Genomic DNA, 22,794 nt, shown 5'->3' with positions numbered 1-22,794 from the left:
GTCGAACGTCGGCTGACCTTGTCATTGAGCCGGACCGTAGCTCCGCCCCGTGCCCTTGACTTGCACAGTTATCAACTACCAGGAGCCTTGTTGTCCGTTTGTGGACAGCCTGCTTGATCATTGAACAACTTCCATAGAAAGTGAAGATCGTCGATCTCCGTCGAATATCGGCATCCGAGTGACATCCAATGGTCCAAGCCGTCAGCCCGCGACTCTCTCAGCCACGGTGAACGGCCGCTCTGGTGTGATGGTTTCGCTGACTCCACAGAAAGGTCTTGTCCGGGTCTTCTACAACGGCGCTTTCGGTGGGGCCACAGCCCGATACGAAAGTAAGGATTACTTCACGGTCGACTGCGAAAACTACACCCAAGACCACGCAATTAAGTCGGGCGTCAACCGATTCACAATCAAACTCGACCAGCCAGGCGTACTCGTCAAAGAGGCCATTGTAGAGCCCGTTACCGGTATCACGCGGACGGGCAAGCCACTGGAACAGCTCTCAGTGAAGGTGGCCTCGCCCATCCGAGCGCAAGAACGAAAGCCGGCTGCTCTCCCGTACTCGGTGTCCCGCCGCGGGCAGCGGCCGGATCGCCCTGCGACGGTCCGTGCGCGAATCATGTCAGGTAAAGGAGCCCGGATCGACAGAGCCGAGCACCGTTACCCGTCCATAGGAATCGGTCGAAACGGCCGTTTCGAGATGACCGCCACGCGTGGGCGATATATTGTCCAAGTGGTGCTCGACGGCGGCTACAACACGGCCGCACAGTTCATCACTGTTGACGTCCGGCCCCCCAAGCAGTCGACGGCAGGACGGGCCGCTCCCTTGCTTGCCTCCGGCACCTTGGTGCTCCTCGGGATCGGCTCACTGGTCCGTTTCAGGATGCGGGTGAAGCGTTGGCTCGAATCCCGGCGGGAGTCCTGACAGGTTACGCACACGGCACTCACGACCGCAGGAGGAGTTCATGCTGCTCGTGAAATACTCCTGGATCGGACTCGCCATTGGCCTCCTGATCGGTGCTATGACCGCCGCCGTGTTCAACCACGGATACGAAATGAGCGACTCCGTAATCGGAACCGGAATGCTAGGCGCGGCGGCCGGATGGGTCATCGGCAACATCATCGCAGGCTTCACCCTAATGCGCCGCTGGCTGCGGGGCCGCCGAACCGGACAAGACAACTAGTCGCCTCATCTCCAGCCGGTACGTAAGTCCATGGCCAGGCAGACAGCGTCGGCGTAGTCGAGGAAGGCCACTGTGGGCTGCGGCCAGTTGTCCATGCCCACCCGCGCGATCAGGTCTTGGATGAACCTGCCGAACGGGGGTATTTGCCGCGGTCAGCCAGCAGCCGGGGTCTTCGCCGAGGGTATCCAACCCGCCCTCGGATGGGTGGCACCTTGTTCAGCAGGGGGCATCAGTTAGTGACGTCGCCCGCGGTTGCCGCCGGTCAACGCCAGGGCAGGTCGGGTGCAGTGCCCTCCGACCCGACGTGACCGGCCCTCGGCGGTACCGTCTTTCACGTTTGCCAGAGACGGTAATCAGCACCTGCGCGCCGGAGAAGTCACCCTGAGGATGAGAGTGAGGCCGTGCTCGGTCGACGGCAAGCGATTGTTACTGGCGGCAGGACCGCGCGATCGTCGGCATGGACATGAGTTGCTTGAAGGCGCCTTCCTTCGACAGCGGTGTTAGACGGTCGATACCTGATGGAGCGACGAAGTTTGCTGTGGTGGTCTCGGCGTCATGTGCGCCCGCCGTAGGCCCCGGGGACGACAACGAGATGACGGCGAGTTGGCCCTGGTTTAGAAATTCGCGAAATCCTTCGGCCTCGCCGTCGTAGGCGACCAGAATCCAGCCGGGCCCTGCCTGGCGCGTCAGGAAGGCGCGTGTCTGCTCCGGACCCTCAGTCAGGACCAAGCCGGGGACCCGGTCGTCTTGCAGAGCGCCGAGATCTATCCCGAGTAGTCGCCATGCGTCCGGTCGGCTGATGACAAGCTCGGTCGTGGTGCCCGGCCAGCTACTCAGGACCCCCATGACCAGGCGGCGGACGGCCTTTTCGGCGGCTGGATCTTCCAGTGAAACCCCAATCGTGGTGAACGGGTTGATTTCGGTTGGGTCGAGTGATGGGCGGACAGCGGGGGTTGGGGGGCCCAGGACTTCCACAAGTTGGGGGCATGGCTTCATATGGCTGATTGGCGACCTTGCCGCCGGAGCGACGGTTCGTCGATACCTGCCCACGAAGACAGCAACGCCGAGGAGAAGGAGTAACGCACAGGCCCCAGTCCGGGCGCTCCCCCACGTCCCGCGACGGTCCGGATCTGTGCGTGAGGTTGAGGTGGGCGTGGGAGCGGGTTGGCGTGCAGCGGGCGTCGGTTCGGGCTGGTGTGAGTTCAGTGGTTCCTTCGCGGTGGGAGTCGGCATTCCCGGTGACGGCCACACCGGGGCCCGGTTCGGAGGCCAGCTGCGTCCAGCAGCGCCGGTCGTGGGTGCCGTCCCGGACGGTGTTGGGGACATGGCGTGTTTCTTGTGATGTTGAGGATGTGGCTTCAAGGGCTGGTGGTGGCGGGGGTGCTTAGATGCCTTGGGTATGGAGTCGCGGAAGACGTCGCCCCAGTCCGGGTCGCGACCGGTTTTGAGACTTCGCAGAACTTCCTTGCGAGCACGGCGGCAGAGCTTCTTCTTATCGACGTACCTGCCGGCAACTGGACCGATGGAAGCGCACGTCGCCACATGCCGTATGGCGCCCGGGGCAGCTTCATTCCGCGGAGTAGGTAGTGCGGCACTGCAGAGGAGGGCGGCGGAGCCGAGGAGGACCGCGCCCCATGGCCTCGCTACGCCCCGCCTCGAGGTTCGCGCTCGCTGGAGCGGGTCGCTGGCAGCTGCGGCGTCACGCATTCGGGCCTCGGCCGCGGGGGTTGTTGCGGGAGCCGCCGAGTGGTGGTCTATATCTAGGCTTCCGTGATGAGCCGGGCGAACGTGGGTGGCTGATCGGCCATCTCATGGCTGCGAAGACTGCGATGGGCCATGCGAGGACGGTCGCGCAGCAGATCAGGTTGATCAGGATGATGTAGCCGATGTCGTCGGCACCTCGTATGAGCGCGATGAGCGTTGGCAGGACGGCGAGGAACGCCAGGAGCCCGATCAGTCCGATCCAGAAGAGCGCGCTGCTCTGGATGGCGATCATCATCTTCCCTTCGGTTAGAGGTTCCGCCGGCGGTTGCGCTCGGGGATCTGTGGCTGGGTCCGGCGAGCGGCTGGGGCGTCGAAGGGTTGGTTCGAGCTCATCTCCAGTGCCTCGTCGATGGAGAGAGGGAAGTCCTCAGCGGCCCGCTCCACGTCCGAGCCCCGACTGGGGTCCGGCCGAGGGGTCGCCGGGACGGCCTTGAGGATGATGTGTTCGGGCAGGTTGGTCGTGAGCTCCAGGATCGTGCGCAACTCTTCGGGCTGAGGCTCACGTCCCTGAAGGTTGAGGCTGTTCCTCAGCTTGTCCGCGATCTGGCTTGCGCGCAGTTCTTGCCGGACTTCCTCCCACTCGCCGCGGTCGGGGCCGTGGGCTCGTGCAGCCCACTCGGCGCCTGTGCCTTCGTGCAGTTCTCGTTGTTGGGGCCCAGGGTCGCCAGGGCGAACGTTTGGATCCCGCGTGAAGAAGGGTGCGGCTTGGGCCATGGCGTCGAGTGAGTCCATGCCTTCACTGCGGAAGCGGTCGTAGTGGCTCATCCCATGCGGATGAAGGCGGCGGAGCCGTTCCTCGCATTTGCGCACGGCGAGGGCCGCCGAGACGTTCCCCGAGGCGTACGGGACGGCGGCTCCCCATGCTTCGGCGACCTTGAGCAAGTTCGCCTGGCGGAGCCATTTGCCGTCGTGGGCGCGCCCCCAGCGCGATCGGGCCTCGGACATCGCTGTCCTTTGAGCTCTGGCCTCTTCCCGCTGAGCCTGTTGGTCCTGGGCTTGCTGGACGACCTTTAACTGGTGCCGACGATGGGCGAGCGCTTGTTGGACTCCGACGGCTGCGGAGACGACCTGGACGAGGCGCTGTCCGCCGTGCTGAAGTCCTTCGTTGATTGGGTCAGGGTGTTGCTGGTTCACGTCGTCCTCCGATGGTGGGGTTTCGGCGAGGCCGTGGGCGAGGAGCGTTGCGCGCCGCGGTTCTGCTGGGCGGGGGGCGGCGGCCGCGGTGATGAGGCACCCGGGTCGAGGTCCGGGCTGATCGCTCCAGCGACCAGTGCGGTGATGTCCGCCGGGTCCATGCCCGTGCGTGCCGCGACGCGGTCGACCTGGCGGGCGATCTGGTCGGGTGGCAGTTGAGCGATCTGTGCTGCGGCGGCTTGGGCGGCGGCCAACCGGGACTCAACGAATTCCAGCGCTCCCCCGAACCGCTGGATTTCTCATCTATGACCAGGTCAGCGAGGGGAATTACGGAAAGTAGCGCCTCGCGGACGGCGAACTGGCTCGCTGGTGACAGGAGGTCGCCTGGGTCGCGGCCTGTTGGAAGGAGGGCTGCTTCGATAGGCCCGGCGATCGTGTGGAGGGTGCGCCAGGCCCGAACCGCTGTGGCTCGTCCAGCATTGTCACCGTCGAGCGCGATCACCAGCCCGGACGTGGGCCCGTCAGCGTGGGCCGCGATCGCCTCGACGTGCGCGGTGGTGATGGCTGTGCCGCGGGGAGCGACCGCGGCGTAGACCGCCGGTAGGGCGACATTGACCGCGATCGCATCGAGCGGTCCCTCAACGAGGAGAGGACGGCAGGTAGTGGCGAGCTGGGCACGGCTTTCGTGCAGGCCGAACAGTACTTCGCGCTTGTGGAAGAGAGCCGTGTCGGGTGTGTTGAGGTACTTCGGTCCTGGGGCTTCGTCACGTCGGCGACCGATGAAGCCGATGATCTCTCCGGTTCGGTCTCGGAGCGGGAACAGGATTCGGTCCCGGAACACGTCGAGAAGTTCGCCGCCGTCTCTCTCTTTCGCCAGGCCGGCGTCGATGATCGTCTGGTCTTGATGTCCCAGACCACGCAGATGTTGGAGCAGCGCACGACCGGCACTCGGTGCGAGGCCCAGTTCCCATCGCTCCTGGACCACAGCGTTGAAGCCGCGGTCCGCGAGGTAGCGCGCACCCCAGCTTCCTGGCAGAGTCCGCCGGAAGAAGTGATGCGCGTCGGTGAGCGCTGCTCGGAGGGCCGAGTCTCGTGTTGCAGTCGTCTGAGGACTCTCGGCAGGGCTGACAGCTGAGGTTGAGACGGAACTGATTAGCGGACCAGCGAGCGCGTCCAGGCGTCGTCGGAGTCGTGTGCTCGTTCTGACGAGCTGGTCGCCGACGACGCGGACCGCGGCAGATGAGTTCGTCCGGGCGTCCGTCCCGGCCCATCGCTCCGTCGGCGGGAAGCGAAGATGTGAGACGTTCAGCCCGAGGTCGGCCAGGATGAGGTAAGCGACCGAATCCGCGAACACGCGCCGGGCCCCCAGGCATGGCGCAGCATTCCCGGTGGCCTCATCGAGCAGGCCACCAGGCCCAATGCCGTGGGCGAGTTGGTGCACGAGCCGCGACGCTGCGGAGATGTCGTCAAGTTCTGGGGCGAGTTGGATGCGTCGCCCCGGGCGCCCGAGGTAGGTCCAGTCCTGTCCACGGTCCACATAGAAGCCGAGGTCGGCAGCCAGCCGAGAGAGCTTCTGCAGGGCTTCCGCCGGGGAGAACGACTCCTTTGTGATCGGCTCGCCGTCGGTCTGCTCGATATCGAAGACCGCGCGAGGGTTACCGCGCATGGAGATGATCCGGACGCCGGTCTCGCCACGGCGCACCTGCCGTCCGCGCTCCTGCCATACGTCGTATGAGCGGACGTCGGTCGCCGAGCGACGCTGGGCTGGGATGAGCAGGGTGTTGATGAATCCGTAGCGCCCATGCCGGCTCGCGTCGCGGAGCCAGTCATCCCACGCCAGGCTTCCGTCGACGAGGCGGCCGACCGAGTGTTCGGCGATGCCGTGGAGGACGCCGAGTTGGCGATGCTGTTCCTCCTCCTGGGCGAGACGCTCATCCCCCGAGGGCGCGGTCATGACGTCTCCCGGCCGGAGGATTCTTCACGGACAAGGGCGATCAACTCCGTCAGGCGGTAGTTGGCCATGCTGAAGCCCAGTTCTCGCAGCCGCTGGCCAAGCCGGTCCCGGCTGAACGAAACCCCTTCACGTTCCACCTGGCGGTGAAGCTGACGAGCAATGGCCAGCACCTCTTCGTCGTACGGGGCCTCCGGCACACCCTCACTGCCGACCGCGCGTGAGGTGGGGGAGGCGGGCGGCCGGTGGAGAGCCAGCCGTTCGGCCAGCGGTGCCTGCCATCGCCACGACCACCTGCCGTACTCCTGCTGAAGTCGTGAGACGGCCTCCAAATGATGGCGCTCCAGTTCGAGGCCCTGTTGGTACTCGGTGATGTGCCAGAGGACCATCCGTCGCCACAGCAGGAGGCTGGAAGCGGGCGCGAGTACCCAGCGGGCCATCGGCACTCGCTCCACTCGGCTGGCCGATGCCAGTCCGACCCACCGTCGGATCAGATGCCGCACGCCTTCGATCACTGTGACGAACAGGACCGGCATGGCCGCATACATGAGGCTGCCAGCGAAGTCTCCGTGTGCGGCAGACACGTTCACCAGGACGGTGCCGGCGATGTAGAGCCAGGCGACCCAGCGCAGTACCGGCCACGGTAGGTCGAGGTACTCCATCAGCAAGTCCCAAGCCAGCAGGATCAGGATGCCCACGTCCATTCCAACGGGGACGATCCAGGCGAGCCCCTGGAAGTGCGGCTCGGCCATCTGCCGGATGGTGGTGAAGGAGCCGAGGCCTCCAAGGATCGCCAGCGCCGCTATCAGCGGTGCGACCCCAACTGCCGCCCACCTGACAATGCCTGGCTCCGGGTGCGTCGGGACGATGTCGTTTCGAGTGTCGTCCGTAGCCATCGCTCGCGATCGCTTCAGCCAGGTCACCGTCGCCTCCTTTCGACCATCCAGAGCAGCAGCTGGGCGACGTATCGGGGCTCGGCCGTGGTGCCCAGAAGACGGCCGTGAGCGGTGACGTAGGCGTAGACGCCGTCAGCTCCAGCGCACAGGACGGTCTCGGACCAACCGTTGTGCCGGACGCGCAGGCACCAGCGTCCATTGCGTGGCTTTCGGACTCGTACTCTGAGCCCCAGCCGTCTCAGCTCGTAGCGCAGCCGGAGCAGACGAGCACGCCGTTCCTCCAGCTCAACCTGCATGGTCGATGCCTGCGTCCCCATCGCTCCCCCGGTGATGTCAGCCCAGCGCATCATCAACTAAAGCCTTCGAGGATGAAGATGCATCACTCATAGACGTCGGTCAACTACAGAGTGCGGTCGGCGTGTTGTGACTTTTTTGGGTGATGTGGAGCCTCAGGGGCTGTGTCGTCGAACCTCTTGCCGCAGCGGCGTGCTGGACGTCCGTCTGACGTGTAGGTCGGCAGTCGCAGGAGCCCAAGGTGTTGGGAAGGCGGCCATGGCAAGGCGAGCTGGGGTTGGCTGGGCCGTGACCTCGAGCCACGGAGCTGAACTACCGGTCATGTGGCCGAGGTGTTGTCTTGCTCGACGAGCCGCGTCCGCCTGCGCCTGGCGCTGCTGCAGGAAGCGGATCTGGGTGATGGTTTCGAGGAGTGCGATCAGCCGGCTGGCCAGGACAAGGACCGAGACGGTGGTGTGGTTCTGGATTCCGGTCAGCGCCAGGAGACGAGCGGCAGAGCGCAAGGCATTGCCCGCTGAGGTGGGGTGAGGGATGCGGCCGTAGGGCGAGCGGGCGGCACGCTCATAGGCGTCCGCGGCATAGCCCAGATGTCGGTTGCCGGTGGCTTTAGCGGCCACGTGCAAGACGTCGGATGCAGCCCAGCAGGCGTCCTCGGCTGCGTACGGATTGGTGGCCAGATACCTGCGCATATGTGAGTTGGCGTAGGCGGCGGCACGAGCCGCATCGTCATAAAAGGCTTGGCGCTCCTCTGGCGTCAGATCATCCCTCGGAGAAGCACCACCCGCAGCGCCCGAACCTGATGCGCCCCAGCGTTGCCTAATGCGCGGGAGGGTGAGGTCGTCGGCGAGCTGGCCGCCGGAATACCAGGCGGGCTCCTCCCCACCCGGAAGCGCGACGGCGTAGCCGGTGAGTTGATGGGGGTCGAGCCGGCTGTACCGGCGACGTACGAGCAGACCATCGCGTTCCAATAGCTCAAGGAAGTCGGCGGACGTCCGCGCCTCGTCCGCCGCGCGGCGGACGGTCGTCCGCAACACGGCGCGCGTCGTCCGCGCTGACAGATGCTGTCCGGACGGCGGACGAGCCCCCGAACGATCAACCTCCTCCGGGGCCCATCGGCGACGGAGTCTCGGCAAGGTGAGGTCGCTGGCCAGCTTCCCGCCGCCGAACCACACGGGCTGCCCGGACGATCCCAGATCGTCAGGCAGAGCGACGGCATATCCGGTGACCTCACCAGCCGATTGCGAACTGTGGCGCAAGCGCACCAAGACGCCCTCAGCGCCCACGGCAGCGAAGAACTCCGCTTCGGTCCGTGCTCCCGCCGCCGCGGTGGCGACCCGCCGCCGAAGCACGGCGCGAGCAGACTCTCCGCGTCCGACCCGCGCCGCCTTCTCGGTCTCGGCACGTTTGGGCCGCCGCGACGCCGTCCGGTCCGCCGGGGCCGTGGACCGCAACCCGAATTTCCGCTCCATCGCCCGGCAGGCATCCCGGATCCGGTACCCGTCGTTCCATACCTCTGGTCGTGTCCCGTCCGGACGGGCCAGGGTGGCGACGACATGGATGTGGTCATCGGCATGGCGAACTGCGATCCAGCGGACGGAGTCTTCGTCTCCGTCCGGTGCTAGCCCGGTGCGAGCCATGGCCGCCTTGGCGACCTCTGCCCATTGTCGGTCGCTCAGAAGCGGGTCCTCTGGCGCCGCCCTCAGGGACAGATGCCATACCGGCTTGCGGTAATTTCGCTCCCCCAACAACGCAAGCGGCTGACTCAGCAGGCCGTCCAGATGATGAAAATCCCGGCTGCCGTCCGGCCGCAGCGCGGGCTCCAGCTCAGCTGGGGTTCGGAAGCCCGCCACGATGTGCGGATCGCGGTGCTCCCCATGCCGTCCGGGCCCGTACAGGTACCGAATCAGGCCCTGGACCCGTTTGCCCCGCAGAACCTTCCCGATCAATGCTCGCCCATCAAGGAAGGCTGCGCCTCAGCTCGTCTGCCAGGTCATCGAGCTTGCGCACCGTCCGCGCCGCCGCCTCGGCGTACCTCTGGAGCTGGGCCGGCGGATCCCCCGCGTGCAGCGCTGCCACGACCTGGTTGAGGTTCACTCCGATCCGCCGGGCCTGCCCCGCCGCATGCATCACCGCTGACAGGGCTTCCCGCAGCTCGACATAGTCGGCACGCTCGGCCTGACTCGCCACGGCCAACAGAACCTGAGCCGCCCACGCCCCTGTCGCCAGCCGTTCCCGCTGCGCTGCCGTCACTAGTAGAGAGTGCTCGTCCTCGGACAACGCGACGAACAACGCCCGCTCTCGCCGCGGCGTTCGATGCGTCCTCCGGTTCCGGCGAGGCTCGCTCCTCGGCGACGCGTCACTGCCTCTGTCCTCGGTCATCACCCTCCCCCGGATCGCGCTCGATCCGTCCGCTCGCTGTGGACAGCGCCCGGTCCACACGCCAAATCCTTAGGATTTCCATTTCTTGCCCCGCGCCCGCCGCCCCCCGGCGGACGGCGCGAGAAGTTGCCCAGCACCGCTAGGCAAGATCTGCAAGGACGCCCCAGCGGCCAGGACAGATCTAGTCGGGAGCGTGGAGAACGAAGAACCTGTCATCACACTCTTGGCGGACGCCCAGGGCGTCGTCGGCAACCCGCGAGCCAGCTCAGACGACCGCTCTCAGCCACCCGACCTCAGGCCCGGCTGCTTGGGTTCCGTCTCCCGCAATCGCTGGAACCCTTGGCAAGGCCCCTTTCAGCGATCAACCTGTCGGACCATGCTGGATGCCGTGTTGCAGCAACCTTCTCGACCGATAACGCCGCAGGAGACGACCGATGGGCACTGAGCCAGTAGCAAGCCTGACCAAGCTCGCCGCCCCGGCCCGGCGAGCATTGGCGGCCGCCGGCTACGGCAGCCTCACCCAACTCGCCCGGGCCAGGGAAGACGACATCGTCGCGCTGCACGGGATGGGCCCCAACGCGATGAAGACATTGCGCCAGGCACTCCAGGAACACGGCCTATCGTTCCGCGCCAGCAACGACGCCTAACGGCTGCCTGGCCCCTAGAGGACGTCCTGGTCAGCGCTCCCGGCGCGGGTGTGGCACCTGCGGCGGAGAACGAAGCTCGGGCGGAACCGAGTCGGTGGCACAGGGATTCGACAGGACATCGCCGATCGGGCTGGGGAAGTCCTTCTTCGCGGGCTCCACCTGCGCCGCCTCACGATCGCCAGCCCTTGCCGCTGCCCCTTGCGCAAGGGACTGCTGCTCGCCAGCGTCCACGACGTGGATGGGAGCGAGCGCGCTCGCCGCACGCCGGAAGGTGTCACCGAGACCGGCGGCCTGTTCAGCCGCCCGACCCAGCGCGTTGTGTGCCGCTGTCACGGCGGGGATTGGGTCACCGCTCTGGTCATGCCCGAGCCGTCCGGCGTCCAGTTCCCTCGTCAGGAACGCGTCGATCTGCTCAGCCGTCTGTGCCAGGCGGAATGAGGTCTGAGCCAGGTTCCCCAGAACCGTGTACGCGGCCGCCGGCTCGGACAACCCCGGCGAATCCTGAGTCAGATGGTTGAGGTCCCGGACACGCTCATGCAACTCGCCCGCGAGTCGCTCGATGTCCTCGTTCGTACGGGTCTCGTGATCTTCCATGTGAGGTGCTCTCCAACATCGAGGCGGATCCGAACATGCGGCTCTCCTTTCGTCGGGGACAGTTCACAGCGTTCAACGTTCACTGAAGTGAGATGAAGCTGTTTGCGCTCCATACTGCCTGGTGTTCGTGCCGGTGGCCACCTTGCCCGTCGGCGTGTCCTTCCTGATGACCTCGATGACAGCAGACGGGCACTCGCTGCCGGTTTGGGAAGCGGGGAGGGCGTGCGCCGAAGCTGGTTGCAGCCCGCCTCGACGCACGCCCTTCTTCGCGGCCCCAGCGGGGCGCTACACATCTCCTCAGGCAGGCTTGCCGGCGCGGTACTCGAGAGCCTCGGGTGTCTCGTTGTACTCCAGGAGGTGGTTGCCCGCGATGCGCTCGAGGACCTCTCGGACCTCGGCGGGCGTCGCGTAGAAGAACTCCCTGCGGAGGTTGACCTGGTTGACGCGACGTTCGGAGAACTCCTGGTGGAGCTTGTTCTCCAGCCCGACGGCGTCGTCGCTGAAGATGAGCGCGTGGACATCGAACCGGAACGGAACCGACGCGTCGCCCAGTTCACGTACCCGGTCCATCGGTTCCAGGCGCCGCGTCATCCCTATCTTCACCATGCGCTCGCCGAACGCGCCAATGTTGGAGATGACGTACACGTAGCCGGCGCGGACGTTGGCAGCACGACCCTCTACATCGGAGATGGCCGAGTCCACGTCGGCGAGCTTGGCCCGCAGATCGGCGGCACCCTCGGCGTTCCCGTTCGCCTCCAGGCGCGCGAGCGCCGACTCGACGTGTGAGCGCTCCTTGAGCAGGCGGGCCTTCTCGCGCTCGAACTCCTTGCGGGCCTTCTCTTCCTCGCGCTGCCGCTCGCGCTCGGCCCGGACGCGTTCCTTCTCCTCCTCGGCCTTGGCCAGGTGGTCCGCGGTCAGACGAAGTTCCTTGACGCGTATCGCGCGATAGTCCCCGCTGACCCGGATGTCCATGGTCTTGCCGAGCCGTTCGATCGTCTGGGCGCTCTTGTCGAGCCGCTCGATCGCCGACTGCAGCTTGTAGGGGCGCATCGTCCGGACGAGGTTGTCGGCTTCGGCGTTGTAGGCGCGCAGCATCAGCTTGGAGAAGTCCCGCACCATCTTGCCGCCCTGGGCCGCCGAACCGTTCACCGTCCAGTTCGTGGCTCCGACGACCGCCTTGCCCGCCCGGGCCATGGCCTTGATGCGGTCCTTCACCTTGGCCAGCTCGGCCTTGTAGGCGACGACGTCGGCCAGCGGATGCTGGTACTCGTAGACGCCCGCCTCCTGCAATAGGGCCAGGTCCTCGGTCTCGACGATCGAACCGCGGATCCGCCGCAACTCGGCACGGAGCTCCGTGCGCTTGCGCTTCGCATCGGCGACCTCGCCGCGAATTCGCTCCAGTTCTGCCGCTACCGCGGGAGCGTCCATGCCCCCGAGGCGCTCCAGCCATCCGCGCAACTCGGCGTTCTCGGTCTCAAGTTCCTCGATCCGTTGTTTGCGGGTGCCGAACCCCGCCCTCCCCCTGGGTGGGCCGGAAGGGGCGTGCGGAGGTGGCGCAGATCCGGCGGTTTGGGGAGCAGGTGGCCTGACCACCTCCTGGCTCGGTAGTGGCGGCGGGATACTTGCGGGCGGTGAGGGCTGGACCGGCGCGGGTGACCAGAACTGCCAGCCAGGCGGCGCGGGCGGCCAGCTCGCATCGGGCATCCAACCGGGTGGCGGCGTCCAGCCTGGGGGCGGCGTGGGCCAGGTCGGTGGCGAGTTGTACTGCCATCCGGCGGAGTGAGGCATGGGCGGAGCAGGCATGGGCGCGGGCGGTCCCAGGACGGGGGCGGCCGGCGGCGGGGCAGGTGTCCCCATGTCGGCTGCGGGCATGCGCGGTTCCGGGATGGCGGCCCTCTGCGGGGGCGACCCACCGACGAGATCTTGGACGATCTGGGTGAGTCGCGGCGCGTCCTGGTCGTGCACGTCGCCGAAATCAACCTCGGCGCCCGCCCGATCCGTGACCACGAAGAACCACCGCTGCTTGTAAGACTTCCGTGTTTCCACGGAGGCGAGCGCCCCGATCTCGCACTCCTGACGCGGTCCCTTTTGCGCGAGTTCGGCAAGGGAGAATCCAAGGACCCGGCCTCCCGTGACGGCGATATGCGTGAGCGTAGGAAGCGCCTTGACGGTCGTCGCGAGAGCCAGCACCCTCTCGCCGTCCTTGAGGAAGAACCTCAATAGGCGCATGGCCCGCTCAGCGTCACCTGGCTCTACCTCGACCCCGATGTAGTCCGGGTGCGGGATCTCCTGCAGTGTCATCACTTCCTCGCAGCGTCGTCTCAGACGAAACGAGGGCCCCGGTTTAACGCAACGATCCCCGCTTCGCCGCTGACTTGAACTCGTCGAGGGGAGCACCCGACATTCCTGGGACGGCCCGGTGGGGGTATTGGTTTACACGCCGCCAATCGCCGTCTCCGCCGCCGAAGGCCCCGCGTTCGGGACACCGATCTTGGTCATCCGGGTCTGGGTCCGTCAGTTCAGCATCCTCACCGGGCATGCGGGTGGTCATCTCGTGGCGACTCGACAGTCAGTCCACCAGGCCGTGCTGGACGGCGATCACGCCAAGCTGGAAACGTGTTTTGATGTCGAGATTTTCTCGAAGTGCTTTGATGTGGCGACGGACCGTGGTCAGGCTTAGATTCACCTGTTGCGCGATGGCGTCGTCTGGCAACCCCTGGACCAGGAGGCGCAGAATTTTTATCTGGATCTCCGGTAAACCCTTCCTATTGACCCCACTTCCCCCGTACGGAATGGCCCTCTCCCAAAGTAGTTCGAAGTACTCCCAGAGCGCACCCACGATCACCGAGGATTGAACGAGCAGCACTCCGGCAGTTTCGGAGGAGGTGAGGGGAAGGAGCGCAACTCCCTCGTCGGCAAGCCCAAGACTCATGCGAATACGAGGAAGGATCCGAACCTCGATGCCGGTCTCGGCTATCGATTCCATCTTGTCGCGCGCGACCGTCTCTGCCAAGAGATCTCCGTCGTAGATGGCTCTACATCGAGCACCGCGGCCAACTGGAGAGGGAGTCGCAGTGATACCGGCTCCATCCATTGGTTCTGTCGGCGCATGGTTGCTCAGGGTCAACCACTCGCGCTGAACTGAACCTAGGAGCGTGCTGGTCAGTCTGCTTACTTCGTCGGCGGCGGTGATGAGTCGCGCCAACTGCCCCACAGACGTGTCCGGCTCTTCGCGTGCGGAGGAAGCGAGGGCACACATGCGCTGGTAACCGCCCAGAAGTCTTTCATAGTCGGCCAGCGCCTTACGAGCGAGGCCGACAAGCGTGTGCTGCAGGACCACGTCCATCGGGACGGGTATCAGGCGGGTCGGCAAGCCGGCTGCCGGTTCGCGGACCTGGGCCATTCCGGCGTGGATCAAGGTCTCTACCTCGCCTGCTCCCCCGAGGAGATCTGCCGCCCCTTCCGCCGGACAGCCGTCTGCGACAAGGAGTCGCAGATACAGACGAAGGGTTTGCGCTTCAACGACTCCGCCGAGCAGTCGAACGGTCTTCTCTTCGAGAGAGCGCATGCATCAGCCCAAGGTCGAGTGTTTTGAATGGGGAACTCAAACCGCTTTTTCGCTAGAAGCAGGCCTGATCGACTACACCAAAGCCTCTTTTGTTCCAATCTTCGAAGAACTTTCTCTCCAGGAAACCAATCGGAGTCCGATCAACGTGGACAGCGTTGCGATGATCGCCGTGGTTCCCGACCAGAACGCGAGCGCCTCGGCACCCAGGATGGTTGCCAGTCGTCCGGACACCAGCATGATCAGTGGCATGAGGAGATAGCTGGCGACGATGTTCCAACTGTTAACCCGGACCAGTACGTCCAGCGCGATTCGCTCCTGCAAAGCAGTCGCCCACAGGACGTTGTAAACGGCTTGAAGTACTCCGGGCACGACCGCCGCTGCGGCGATCGACGGCCAGGGGACTCCGCTTCCCATCAGGAGCATGGGAAATGCGACCGACACGGGCAGCAGCGCGGCCACCGACATAGGCCAGCCGGGCCGCCAGCGGGCGCCGAGCAATGCGCCCATCACCGCCCCGAGGGGCTCGCAGGCACTGATGATGCCCCAGGACCAAGCGCCGCCGTGCCCAGCGGTGGCATAGACCGGACCGGCGATCTTGGTGTAGCAGACCACCGCAGTGGTGATCGCCGTGTACTGCAAGGTCATAATCCACACCCATGGGCGTGTTCCGAACTCACGCCATCCGTTCCGCAGGTCGCGCAGGGGTCCTGTGCCGCGTTCGCTGGGACGCGAAGTCGCAAGGCGACTGAGCAGTACGGCGCTGAGACCGCACAGGACACCTCGCATCGAGGCAGACCATGCTGGGCCGACCGCAGTGACCATGGCCCCGGACGAGACAAGACCGATGAGCAGGCCTACTGACTGGGTCTGGTTGATCAGTGCATTGCCGGCTGGCCGGTTCGGTGAGTTGAGGAGGTCGGCGATGATGCCGCGAAGCGTGGGCAGGAACAGTGCGGTCGCGACGCCGCCGATGGCGGCCAGTGCGCACAGCAGCGACAGGGGCGCTTGGCCGGTGAAAAGCGCGGTGCCGATCGCCAGCCAGGAAAGGCAGGCCAACGTCTCGGCTCCCATGAGAACGTAGTGTCGGCGGAAGCGGTCGCCAACGACCCCGCCGCAGATTATGAGCAGAGCAGGGAACGCGTTGCAGGCCATGACCAACGACAGGCCTCGGGCACCGTAGCCCAGTTCCATGACGCCCCATGCCAGGGCGAGTTGCCCGAACCCGACGCTCGCACTGGAGATGATGCGGGAGATGAACAGGGGCGCTACGGACGGGTCTCGGAATAACGCGAGGGGCGACAGGAACCCGGACACGGAGCCTCCTACTTTCTTGTCAGGTGCGCGAGGAGGAACTGCGCGATGTCTCCGTAGGCCTTGATCTCGTTGGTGCGCTTGGTGAATCCATGGCCCTCATCGGGATAGATGTCGTAGCGCACGTCGATGCCGCGTGCTCGAAGCCTGCTGACGATCTGGTCGGACTCGTCCTGCGGAACGCGCGGATCGTGGGCGCCCTGGATGACCAGCAGTGGTGCGGTGATGGCGTCGGCGTAGGTGATCGGCGACCGGCGGGTGAGATGTTCGGCGTCGGCATCGGGATTGCCCAGAACGGCGTCGACGGTGGGCCGCCAGGTGGGTGGGCAAGCCCGAGCGAGAGTTACCAGGTTGGACGGGCCGCAGAACGACACCCCGGCCGCCCATCGATATGGCAACCGAGACAGGCAGGACAAGGCAGCGAAACCTCCGTAAGAGCCCCCCATGACGGCGATGCGGTCAGCGTCGATGCCGGGAAGCGCGTTCAGGTGGCGAACTGCGTGATCGAGGTCGACCAGATCGATCCCGCCCCAGTCGCGGTAGATGAGCTTCTGGTGGGCGAGGCCATATCCGGTGGAGCCGGCGATGTTGGGTGCCAGCACCGCGACGCCCTCATGAAGGAGGTACTGGTAGAGGCCTGCATAGGCATACTCGGGACGTTCCTGGGCTTCAGGACCGCCGTGTACCGAAAGCAGTACCGGATGCGGGCCTGAGGTTCTCGGCTGGTAAAGCAGAGCGTGTATGTGGCGTCCGCCGGAGGACGAGTAGGTGATCAGGTCGGGCTCGACTGGATTGATCACCTGAACTGCGGGTGGCCGGGTGTCGGTGAGGTATCGGAAGCCACCCGCCGGATCTAGGACCCCAAGTTCGCTGGGTCGTGTCGCGGTGTCGATCTCCAGGACGATCTGTTGCCCGTCCGGGCTGAGTGCGATGGCGTCGATGACTCCTTGCGGGAGGTCCGCGAGCGCGAGTTCGGCTCCGTTCCGCGTGGCGCGCAGCACGGAACGTCCTCCTTGGTTGAGGGACGAGACGAGCATCTCGTCGGCGGCTTCGATGTGCTCGACGTCCCATTCGTCGTTGCTGATGCGTTCCATCGAAGCGTCGGTCAGCGTGTAGCAGCCGATGGCGGTGAACTCGCCCCAGACGTCTGTGGAGAGGTAGAAGGCGGTCGAGTCCGGTGTCCATGGTCCCGGGGCGAAATAGCCGCTCCCATGCTCAGCGGTAACGCATACGGCACCGAGGTCGGGATCGGTGAGGTCGATGAGGTAGATGGCGATGTCGGTGTTGGAGCGGAGGCCGGCCGCCAGCAGCCACCGGCCGTCGGGCGACATGCTGGCGGGGGTGAAGTTGACTCCGTCCGGAGGCGTGATCCGACGCTCAGTGTCGTCCGACAGGTCCCGGACGAGGATGTCCTGGACAGTGCGGTCACGGTCGTTTGCCGCGTAGAGGAGATACCGGCCTTCCGCATCGAATGGGGTATCCGCCAAGATTCGCTGACAGTCCGGACCGGCGCTGATCTCAGTGAGCTCCTCACCGTCTGTACTGATGCGGTAGATGCGGTACTGCTCATCGCCGTTGCGGTCGGCAGTGAAGACCAGCCCCTTGTCATCCGGCCACCATGCGAGCTGGCACGCCGCCTGGCCTTCGAGCCGGGTCAGCCGGCGCGGTGCCCCGCCGACAATCGAAATCGTCCATACGTCGAAGGACCCTCCAGCGTTGCTGCAGTAGGCCACTGTCTCGGCATCTGCGGACAGGGCCACTTGCCCGCGGAAGCGCTCGGTGGGGACGAAGTCCAGGTAGTCGGGCATTGCTGATGTGCTCCAGACGCATCGTGTTATTTGATCCAGCCGCGGCGGGCGGCTGCGGCGCCCATAGCGACGCGGCTGGTGGTGCCGAGCTCTTTGCTGATCGCGCTGACGTGCCGCCGGACACTGCTGGTCTTCAACCCGATCCGCCGCGAAATCCCGTCGTCGGTCATCCCCTGCGCCAGCATCCGCAGGATCGACATCTGGACCGGCTTGAGCGGCAACTCGGGCTCGGTGTCCCCCAGCGGGACCGCGCGCTGCCACAGCAGTTCGAAGTACTCACGCAAGGCGGCGACGATCACCGGGGACTTGATCAGCAGGGCACCGGGCAATCCGGTCGGAGTCAGCGGCAGCAGCGCCACCGCCTCATCGGCCAGCTTCATCTTCATGCCGATCTCGGGCAGCATCCTGGCCTCTTCACCGGCCTGAGCATGCATTTGGATGATCTTGGCGCCGACAGGATGTTCGGCACACGACGCCTGGTAGATGGTTCGGCTCAAGACGTTGCCTTCGAACGCCGGCAGGGGAGGCATTCCAGCCAGTTCTTCCAGCGGCCGTTCCATGGCGAAGTTCTCCAAGGTCAACCAGTGGCGTCGTGCGGTGCCCAGCAGTGAGCGTGAGGTGTCTGTGATCTCGGTGCGATCTGTGAGGATCCGCACCAATTGGTCGGCCTGGCCTTCCATCACTCCTGGGAAAGGGTGCATTTCGACCATGCGTCGCTGACCGTCCAGCAGCCGTTCTTGGTCATCGACCAGCTTGCGAGAAAGCGCGGCAAGCGCCCCTTGGAGGGCCAGGTCCGGCGCGGTAGCGACGAGCCGTGCAGGAATCGCCATCCCCAGCGGCATGACGTAGGCCAGCCCTGTCTCCTTCAAAGCCTCGACGACTTGCGGGCCGCCGAGCGCCTCGGCGGCTTCGGAGGGCAGGCACCCGTCCGAGCTGAGCAGCCGGGTGTAAGGGACGAGCAACTCATCGGCGACGATGCCCTTCAGTAGCCGGGTGGCCGTCTGTTCGAGCTCGGTACTCACTCACACCTCCTACGACAGAGAGTATCGACACGAGTGAATAGCGTTACAAGCTGGCGGATGAGCGTTTGGCGTCAACGAGCAAAGTGACCACCTACAGCCCTGCCACCACAGCGGGGGCTCCCCAGAGCTGCCACCAAAGGTGGTCTCCACGGCTCCTGCGCCCCCGAATCGGGCCGGTGAACCCTGGCCACTTACCACCATGAGGCGTTTCGATCAGGCCTGTGAACTGGCAGAACCCGGTTTGATCAAGGTGTCCCGCCGCCGATCGACCGGAGCGAGAATGAACCGTCTACGCAAGGCCACCCACTCACCCATGATCCAGTGGCTCATCCGCCTCACCACACCGAGACTCCACCAGTGCGCGTGCGGTGGATCTGCCCCTGACCCCTTCTTGGCCCGAGCCTTCAGCCACCCCCAGGGAGCCGGCGTCATCGGCCCTGGCGCCCAACGTCTGCTTCGGACCGTGCTGGTCGCCACCCTGGCCCGTGAAGCGGAGGGATGCGATGTCGTCATCGCGCGTCGCGACCTGGAGCACCTTCTCGGCGCCGCCTCCCTCCAGATCCCGTTGCACTCAGCACCCGCCTTGCACATCACCGACACCCTCGAAGACTCGATCGAACATCTTGAGAGCAGGGCTTCCGCCGTTACTGCCGCAGGCATCATTGAGCAAACGCCAGTGCTCTGGCTGGCGACACCAGGGGAAGATGCTGACGTCGTCCACCAAACACTCGAAGGTCAACCATCGACAGAGCTCATCGCGCTGTTCAACGGCCCCTGGCCGTACGGCCCCACTCACTTCGTCACCACCGACGGCCCCCAACACCCGCCCTGCCACAACCTCGATCTCCTCACCCGAGACCGGGCGATCGCCAGACTCCGAACCCTCACCTGGGCAAACGGCGGGTCTGATGATCAAGAGGCACCAGGTAAACGACACCCTGGTTGAAGGGGGAGCCGACAGGGGTTCCCCACCTGGCCTCCCGCGGGTGAATTCAGTTGTGGGTGTGACTCGATCTTGCAGGGTCTGGTTGCGGGCGACGGCGATTCGACCCTCGAAGGAGTGTGGGCTTCAGCGGCGACCGAGTTCCCGGATCTTGCCATTGTTCATATCGCGCCGTGGCCGTGGGCGCCATCGGCTTGGGTGAGCCCGAGCCGATGACCATCAGCGTCACCTTGAGGTGAGTGGAGATCTCCGTGGCGATCTGTCGTCGAGCGGCTCCCACGCCAATAATCATCCTTGTGCAAGATCGACCGCCCGCCGCTGGACGTTCACCCCTCTCCCAGCTCTAGAGAGGCGCTGCGAGGGCCTCTCTTCTCGTCGTAGTACCCGTCTGCCGACGAGTGTTCCTTACCGACCAGCACAAGTAGCCAGCAGCGACAACCTCGGCCCTCACCCCTTGGACCAGGGTTCATGCAGTGCTGCCATCGCTCAGCAACTGCACCGCGGCGCTGGCCAGTTGTGCTCAGCGAACGTTCTCCTCATTTAACAGCGTGAATTACCAAGGTTTCATTGTGGCTCGTCAGCAAACGATCGGAGGATTTCATGAACGCTCTGGCACATACCTCACACGCCCTCGACGGGACGAGTGGTCAGCGATTCCACGAAGGCTCACTCACCGCCTCAAGCGGGGAAGCGCAGGGCTACCGCAGTCGTCTAGGCAGTCCGTTCGGACTTCGCGAACCGCGCCGAGCGGACACGGCTCGCTCCACTCGCAGCAGGGCCAGCTTTCTGATCGCCGGCCTCAGGGACCCGCTGGACGGCGTCGTCATCAGTCCAGTCGCGCACGGTCGTTCTCTCGGTGACGATGCGCTCACGAGCAAGGTCGGCGTGTCCTGGATCCGCGCGACCAGCCCTGTCGCGATCCAGCGTCGGCGGCCCGAGCCAGGCGTGTCTCGGATCCTGGACCAGATCGCCTAGGCGCGGTAGCGGGACGGGCTCCCGCTACCTGCCCCCCGGCCAGGCGTCGTCTGGCCAGGGGGCGCGTCTGCGCCAGTGGAGCCAGCTTGTTGTCCGCCGCAGCAGGACATTCCGCGTCCCGCCTCGGCGACCAGCACAACGCCCATGTTCCGTTTGCGGAAACGTCAATTGCCCGGTCTTCCATCACAACCCGATGGCAAGGCTCACAACCGCGAGCGGCCGGCTTCCTGTGAGTGTGAATGCCGGTGAACGGTGTGGCGCTCACCGGGTGAGGCCGGGGCATCATGGGCTCCTATGCCGTCCTCACCATCGTCGTCAGCTCAAGCGGCGCGCGAGCGCTTGGGAAGTAAGCTCCGAGATCTTCGCCAGGCCAGGCGTATCTCGGGCCGGGCCTTCGCAGCCTCGGCAGGGTGGAAGTCCGCGTCACAGGTGTCCATGATCGAGATGGGCCGCCGAACGATCTCTGCGGAGCATGTGCGGTTGTGGTGCTCGATCTCTGGAGCGTCCGAGCGGCGGACCGAGGAACTGCTTAGCGAGCAGGCGGCGGTCGCGGGGATGTGGATTCCGTACGAGCAGCTGAATCGTGGCGGCCTGCCGGCGGCGCAGAGATCGATACGGCAGCAGTACGAGGAGCTGGTGCTGGCCCGAGCGTATCAGCCGAAGGTGTTTCCCGGCATGCTACAGACACCGGCTTACACTCGCGCGGCGCTGACCGGAGTGATCGTTGAGCAGGCGGTGCAGACGCCGGATCCGGACGGTGAGGTCGAGCTGGCAGTGGCCGAACGGATGGATCGCCAGAGTCTCCTCAGCCGCCCAGATGCCCGCTGGTACTTCCTGTTGGAGGAACCGGTGCTGTGGTACCGGCCATATCCAGCCGACGTGCACCGCGATCAGCTACAGCACCTTCTGGAGACGCGGAGGCGGCCGAACGTGTTCCTGGGAATCATCCCGGCTGGCACCTTCCGGCAAGGTGTTCATCCGGAGGAGGCGTTCGACATCACCGACGGCCACCTGGTGACCGTGGAACTGGTGTCGGGCTACCTGTCGGTGACGCAGTCTGCGGAGGTCGCGCTTTACGTGGCCACATGGAAGCGGCTGTGGGCGCTGGCGGAGACAGGTAAGGCAGCAACGGAGCGGGTCCGCGCTGCGCTCGACCGGCTGGGCGATCAGGAGGGGGTGTAGTCGTCGTGCGGGATGCCGCGTTCCCACAGCATCTCGAACATGCCGACGATGGGCAGGACCTTGCGCGGGTCGGCTACGTACTCCATCCGGCCGGTGTCGGTGCCGTCGCCTGCGGTGAAGTTGTAGGCGATGAGGCGCTGGTCGTACATGAAGAAGTCGGCGACAGGTTGCGGCAGGTCGTAGGCCAGGTGGCGGGGCAGCCATCGCAGCTCCTCCCCGGCTTTGAGGTTGCCGTAGCTGATGGCATGTTCCCAGCGGATGTAGTCGCTGACGGGCTCGGACACGATCCGCAGTCGACGGAATCGGACACCGCGGGCTACAGCGCCGCCGACCAGGTCGATCCAGGCGTCCCATTGGTAAGTGGTGTCGCCGTCCTCTAGCCATTTCATGAAGGCCGGGTCCGTCTGGTCGTACGTGTCGCGGGCTTCGAGGTGGACGACGGATCGTTCGGTTCCGGCCAGTAGTTCCTCGAAGGCCGGTTCCCCGGGGCCGTCCCTGCCCGGCTCGTAGTCGCCGGTGAGGGCTTCGAGGAGGCTCTGTTTGAGGTTCGCTGGTGTCCAGATCGCGACCTCGTCGTCAGCGATCGATGTGTGCTGGCCAAGGCGAGCGAGGGTGGCTGGGTCGGTGACCTGGCGTCCGACCTGAAGGACGTCTCCGGTGCCGGGGACCACGAGGACCGCCGGGCATTTGTTGGCGGGCGAGTCGTCGTCGATCCCGACGAAGTCGACGTCGCCAGGCGGCGGGGTGTTGGGCTTTTCGGCCGGTTCGTGCATGAAAATGGCTCCCAGCTAACGTTCGCTTCACCTGGTCTCCCCGACTTTGAACCCCACCCCGGTCGACGGTCAACCCGGGCCGCGCACGGGTGTGAATGTGTGTGAACTTTCTGGCGCCTGCGAGAACTGTCGGCGAATCTCCTTGCCGTGGCCGCAATGCCGACAGTGAGGAGCCAGTGGGCTCCGGAAGGGTGTGGAGAGACGATGACCATCCGAGAGTCCATGGAAAACGACGAGTTCGACCTGGACATCAGTGTTCTGGAGTCCGGCGACGCATCAGCCGACCTCATCGTCCTCACCGACGACGGGTGCGGCAGTACGTGCTCCAGCCCATGCGCGACCAACGTCGTCTGACCGCGCTCTGACGTTGAC

21 protein-coding genes and 1 pseudogene are annotated in these 22,794 nt (G+C 65.4%); 6 read left to right on the top strand and 16 right to left on the bottom strand.

Annotated features, from left to right (window positions below; genetic code table 11):
• The first annotated feature begins 226 nt into the window (after nucleotides 1–226).
• Both AB0C84_RS20595 and AB0C84_RS20590 read left to right on the top strand, forming a co-directional pair.
• Nucleotides 227–922, top strand: a complete 696-nt coding sequence (locus AB0C84_RS20595) for a hypothetical protein (RefSeq protein WP_361068547.1) — start codon at nucleotides 227–229, stop codon at nucleotides 920–922.
• A 40-nt stretch (nucleotides 923–962) separates the two neighbouring features.
• Entirely contained in the window at nucleotides 963–1,181 is a 219-nt protein-coding gene (locus AB0C84_RS20590; RefSeq protein WP_361068544.1) for a hypothetical protein, read from the top strand.
• 145 nt (nucleotides 1,182–1,326) lie between these two features.
• Here AB0C84_RS20590 and AB0C84_RS20585 read toward each other — a convergent pair.
• From AB0C84_RS20585 to AB0C84_RS20545, 9 genes and pseudogenes are all read right to left on the bottom strand, one after another.
• Nucleotides 1,327–1,456 (bottom strand): annotated as a pseudogene (locus AB0C84_RS20585) (IS5/IS1182 family transposase); the annotation flags it as partial.
• Between the two features lie 151 nt (nucleotides 1,457–1,607).
• Entirely contained in the window at nucleotides 1,608–2,156 is a 549-nt protein-coding gene (locus AB0C84_RS20580; protein WP_361068541.1) for a hypothetical protein, read from the bottom strand.
• A 724-nt stretch (nucleotides 2,157–2,880) separates the two neighbouring features.
• Entirely contained in the window at nucleotides 2,881–3,180 is a 300-nt protein-coding gene (locus tag AB0C84_RS20575; RefSeq protein WP_361068538.1) for a hypothetical protein, read from the bottom strand.
• An 11-nt stretch (nucleotides 3,181–3,191) separates the two neighbouring features.
• Nucleotides 3,192–3,890 (bottom strand): hypothetical protein, encoded by a 699-nt coding sequence (locus tag AB0C84_RS20570; protein ID WP_361068535.1) that lies wholly within the window; start codon nucleotides 3,888–3,890, stop codon nucleotides 3,192–3,194.
• Between the two features lie 169 nt (nucleotides 3,891–4,059).
• Nucleotides 4,060–6,033 carry a toprim domain-containing protein gene (locus AB0C84_RS20565; protein WP_361068532.1) on the bottom strand — a complete coding sequence of 658 codons (1,974 nt, stop codon included), beginning with the start codon at nucleotides 6,031–6,033 and terminating at the stop codon, nucleotides 4,060–4,062.
• Nucleotides 6,030–6,953: a DUF2637 domain-containing protein gene (locus AB0C84_RS20560; RefSeq protein WP_361068528.1), complete on the bottom strand. Its 924-nt coding sequence runs from the start codon at nucleotides 6,951–6,953 to the stop codon at nucleotides 6,030–6,032. The genes AB0C84_RS20565 and AB0C84_RS20560 overlap by 4 nt, the downstream gene beginning before the upstream one ends.
• Entirely contained in the window at nucleotides 6,950–7,276 is a 327-nt protein-coding gene (locus tag AB0C84_RS20555) for a hypothetical protein (protein WP_361068525.1), read from the bottom strand. The genes AB0C84_RS20560 and AB0C84_RS20555 overlap by 4 nt, the downstream gene beginning before the upstream one ends.
• A gap of 99 nt (nucleotides 7,277–7,375) precedes the next feature.
• Nucleotides 7,376–9,166, bottom strand: coding sequence for a hypothetical protein (locus AB0C84_RS20550; protein ID WP_361068522.1), 1,791 nt, complete (start codon nucleotides 9,164–9,166; stop codon nucleotides 7,376–7,378).
• Nucleotides 9,167–9,176: 10 nt separating this feature from the next.
• The gene (locus tag AB0C84_RS20545) at nucleotides 9,177–9,509 is read right to left on the bottom strand and encodes a hypothetical protein (RefSeq protein WP_361068519.1); all 333 of its coding nucleotides are present in this window, start codon (nucleotides 9,507–9,509) and stop codon (nucleotides 9,177–9,179) included.
• A gap of 524 nt (nucleotides 9,510–10,033) precedes the next feature.
• On the opposite strand from AB0C84_RS20545, the gene AB0C84_RS20540 reads away from it, so the two are divergent.
• Nucleotides 10,034–10,246, top strand: coding sequence for a DNA-binding protein (locus AB0C84_RS20540; RefSeq protein WP_361068516.1), 213 nt, complete (start codon nucleotides 10,034–10,036; stop codon nucleotides 10,244–10,246).
• A gap of 30 nt (nucleotides 10,247–10,276) precedes the next feature.
• Here the strand turns inward: AB0C84_RS20540 and AB0C84_RS20535 are convergent, their stop codons facing one another.
• The 6 genes from AB0C84_RS20535 to AB0C84_RS20510 all read right to left on the bottom strand — a co-directional run bounded on the left by AB0C84_RS20535 (nucleotide 10,277) and on the right by AB0C84_RS20510 (nucleotide 18,549).
• Nucleotides 10,277–10,840: a hypothetical protein gene (locus AB0C84_RS20535; protein WP_361068513.1), complete on the bottom strand. Its 564-nt coding sequence runs from the start codon at nucleotides 10,838–10,840 to the stop codon at nucleotides 10,277–10,279.
• A gap of 297 nt (nucleotides 10,841–11,137) precedes the next feature.
• Nucleotides 11,138–13,141 carry a DUF4041 domain-containing protein gene (locus AB0C84_RS20530; RefSeq protein ID WP_361068509.1) on the bottom strand — a complete coding sequence of 668 codons (2,004 nt, stop codon included), beginning with the start codon at nucleotides 13,139–13,141 and terminating at the stop codon, nucleotides 11,138–11,140.
• Between the two features lie 268 nt (nucleotides 13,142–13,409).
• On the bottom strand, nucleotides 13,410–14,186 hold the full coding sequence (locus AB0C84_RS20525; protein ID WP_361068506.1) for a helix-turn-helix transcriptional regulator: 777 nt from the start codon (nucleotides 14,184–14,186) through the stop codon (nucleotides 13,410–13,412).
• A 294-nt stretch (nucleotides 14,187–14,480) separates the two neighbouring features.
• The gene (locus AB0C84_RS20520) at nucleotides 14,481–15,722 is read right to left on the bottom strand and encodes an MFS transporter (protein ID WP_361068503.1); all 1,242 of its coding nucleotides are present in this window, start codon (nucleotides 15,720–15,722) and stop codon (nucleotides 14,481–14,483) included.
• Between the two features lie 8 nt (nucleotides 15,723–15,730).
• Nucleotides 15,731–17,527, bottom strand: a complete 1,797-nt coding sequence (locus AB0C84_RS20515; protein ID WP_361068500.1) for a S9 family peptidase — start codon at nucleotides 17,525–17,527, stop codon at nucleotides 15,731–15,733.
• 26 nt (nucleotides 17,528–17,553) lie between these two features.
• Nucleotides 17,554–18,549, bottom strand: coding sequence for a helix-turn-helix transcriptional regulator (locus AB0C84_RS20510; protein WP_361068497.1), 996 nt, complete (start codon nucleotides 18,547–18,549; stop codon nucleotides 17,554–17,556).
• Nucleotides 18,550–19,012: 463 nt separating this feature from the next.
• Here AB0C84_RS20510 and AB0C84_RS20505 point away from each other — a divergent pair, with 463 nt between their 5' ends.
• Both AB0C84_RS20505 and AB0C84_RS20500 read left to right on the top strand, forming a co-directional pair.
• The gene (locus AB0C84_RS20505) at nucleotides 19,013–19,495 is read left to right on the top strand and encodes a hypothetical protein (RefSeq protein WP_361068494.1); all 483 of its coding nucleotides are present in this window, start codon (nucleotides 19,013–19,015) and stop codon (nucleotides 19,493–19,495) included.
• Nucleotides 19,496–20,761: 1,266 nt separating this feature from the next.
• Nucleotides 20,762–21,649 (top strand): helix-turn-helix transcriptional regulator, encoded by an 888-nt coding sequence (locus AB0C84_RS20500; RefSeq protein WP_361068491.1) that lies wholly within the window; start codon nucleotides 20,762–20,764, stop codon nucleotides 21,647–21,649.
• Here AB0C84_RS20500 and AB0C84_RS20495 read toward each other — a convergent pair.
• Nucleotides 21,634–22,422 carry a DUF6879 family protein gene (locus AB0C84_RS20495; protein ID WP_361068487.1) on the bottom strand — a complete coding sequence of 263 codons (789 nt, stop codon included), beginning with the start codon at nucleotides 22,420–22,422 and terminating at the stop codon, nucleotides 21,634–21,636. The two genes, AB0C84_RS20500 and AB0C84_RS20495, sit on opposite strands and share 16 nt — an antisense overlap.
• Nucleotides 22,423–22,626: 204 nt before the next feature.
• Between AB0C84_RS20495 and AB0C84_RS20490 the strand changes: the two genes are divergently transcribed.
• A complete protein-coding gene (locus AB0C84_RS20490; RefSeq protein WP_361068484.1) occupies nucleotides 22,627–22,776 on the top strand; it encodes an FxLD family lanthipeptide in 150 nt (49 codons plus the stop codon).
• The last annotated feature ends 18 nt before the right edge of the window (nucleotides 22,777–22,794 follow it).

Source organism: Actinomadura sp. NPDC048955, from assembly GCF_040649435.1.
GTDB lineage: Bacteria > Actinomycetota > Actinomycetes > Streptosporangiales > Streptosporangiaceae > Spirillospora > Spirillospora luteofluorescens.
This window is presented reverse-complemented; position numbering and strand designations above follow the sequence as displayed.

Coding starts and splice junctions, on each gene's coding strand:
- AB0C84_RS20590 (WP_361068544.1), top strand. CDS start 963: ATGCTGCTCGTGAAATACTCCTGGATCGGACTCGCCATTGGCCTCCTG.
- AB0C84_RS20575 (WP_361068538.1), bottom strand. CDS start 3,180: ATGATGATCGCCATCCAGAGCAGCGCGCTCTTCTGGATCGGACTGATC.
- AB0C84_RS20570 (WP_361068535.1), bottom strand. CDS start 3,890: ATGTCCGAGGCCCGATCGCGCTGGGGGCGCGCCCACGACGGCAAATGG.
- AB0C84_RS20565 (WP_361068532.1), bottom strand. CDS start 6,033: ATGACCGCGCCCTCGGGGGATGAGCGTCTCGCCCAGGAGGAGGAACAG.
- AB0C84_RS20555 (WP_361068525.1), bottom strand. CDS start 7,276: ATGATGCGCTGGGCTGACATCACCGGGGGAGCGATGGGGACGCAGGCA.
- AB0C84_RS20540 (WP_361068516.1), top strand. CDS start 10,034: ATGGGCACTGAGCCAGTAGCAAGCCTGACCAAGCTCGCCGCCCCGGCC.
- AB0C84_RS20535 (WP_361068513.1), bottom strand. CDS start 10,840: ATGGAAGATCACGAGACCCGTACGAACGAGGACATCGAGCGACTCGCG.
- AB0C84_RS20530 (WP_361068509.1), bottom strand. CDS start 13,141: ATGACACTGCAGGAGATCCCGCACCCGGACTACATCGGGGTCGAGGTA.
- AB0C84_RS20525 (WP_361068506.1), bottom strand. CDS start 14,186: ATGGACGTGGTCCTGCAGCACACGCTTGTCGGCCTCGCTCGTAAGGCG.
- AB0C84_RS20515 (WP_361068500.1), bottom strand. CDS start 17,527: ATGCCCGACTACCTGGACTTCGTCCCCACCGAGCGCTTCCGCGGGCAA.
- AB0C84_RS20500 (WP_361068491.1), top strand. CDS start 20,762: ATGCCGTCCTCACCATCGTCGTCAGCTCAAGCGGCGCGCGAGCGCTTG.
- AB0C84_RS20495 (WP_361068487.1), bottom strand. CDS start 22,422: ATGCACGAACCGGCCGAAAAGCCCAACACCCCGCCGCCTGGCGACGTC.
- AB0C84_RS20490 (WP_361068484.1), top strand. CDS start 22,627: ATGACCATCCGAGAGTCCATGGAAAACGACGAGTTCGACCTGGACATC.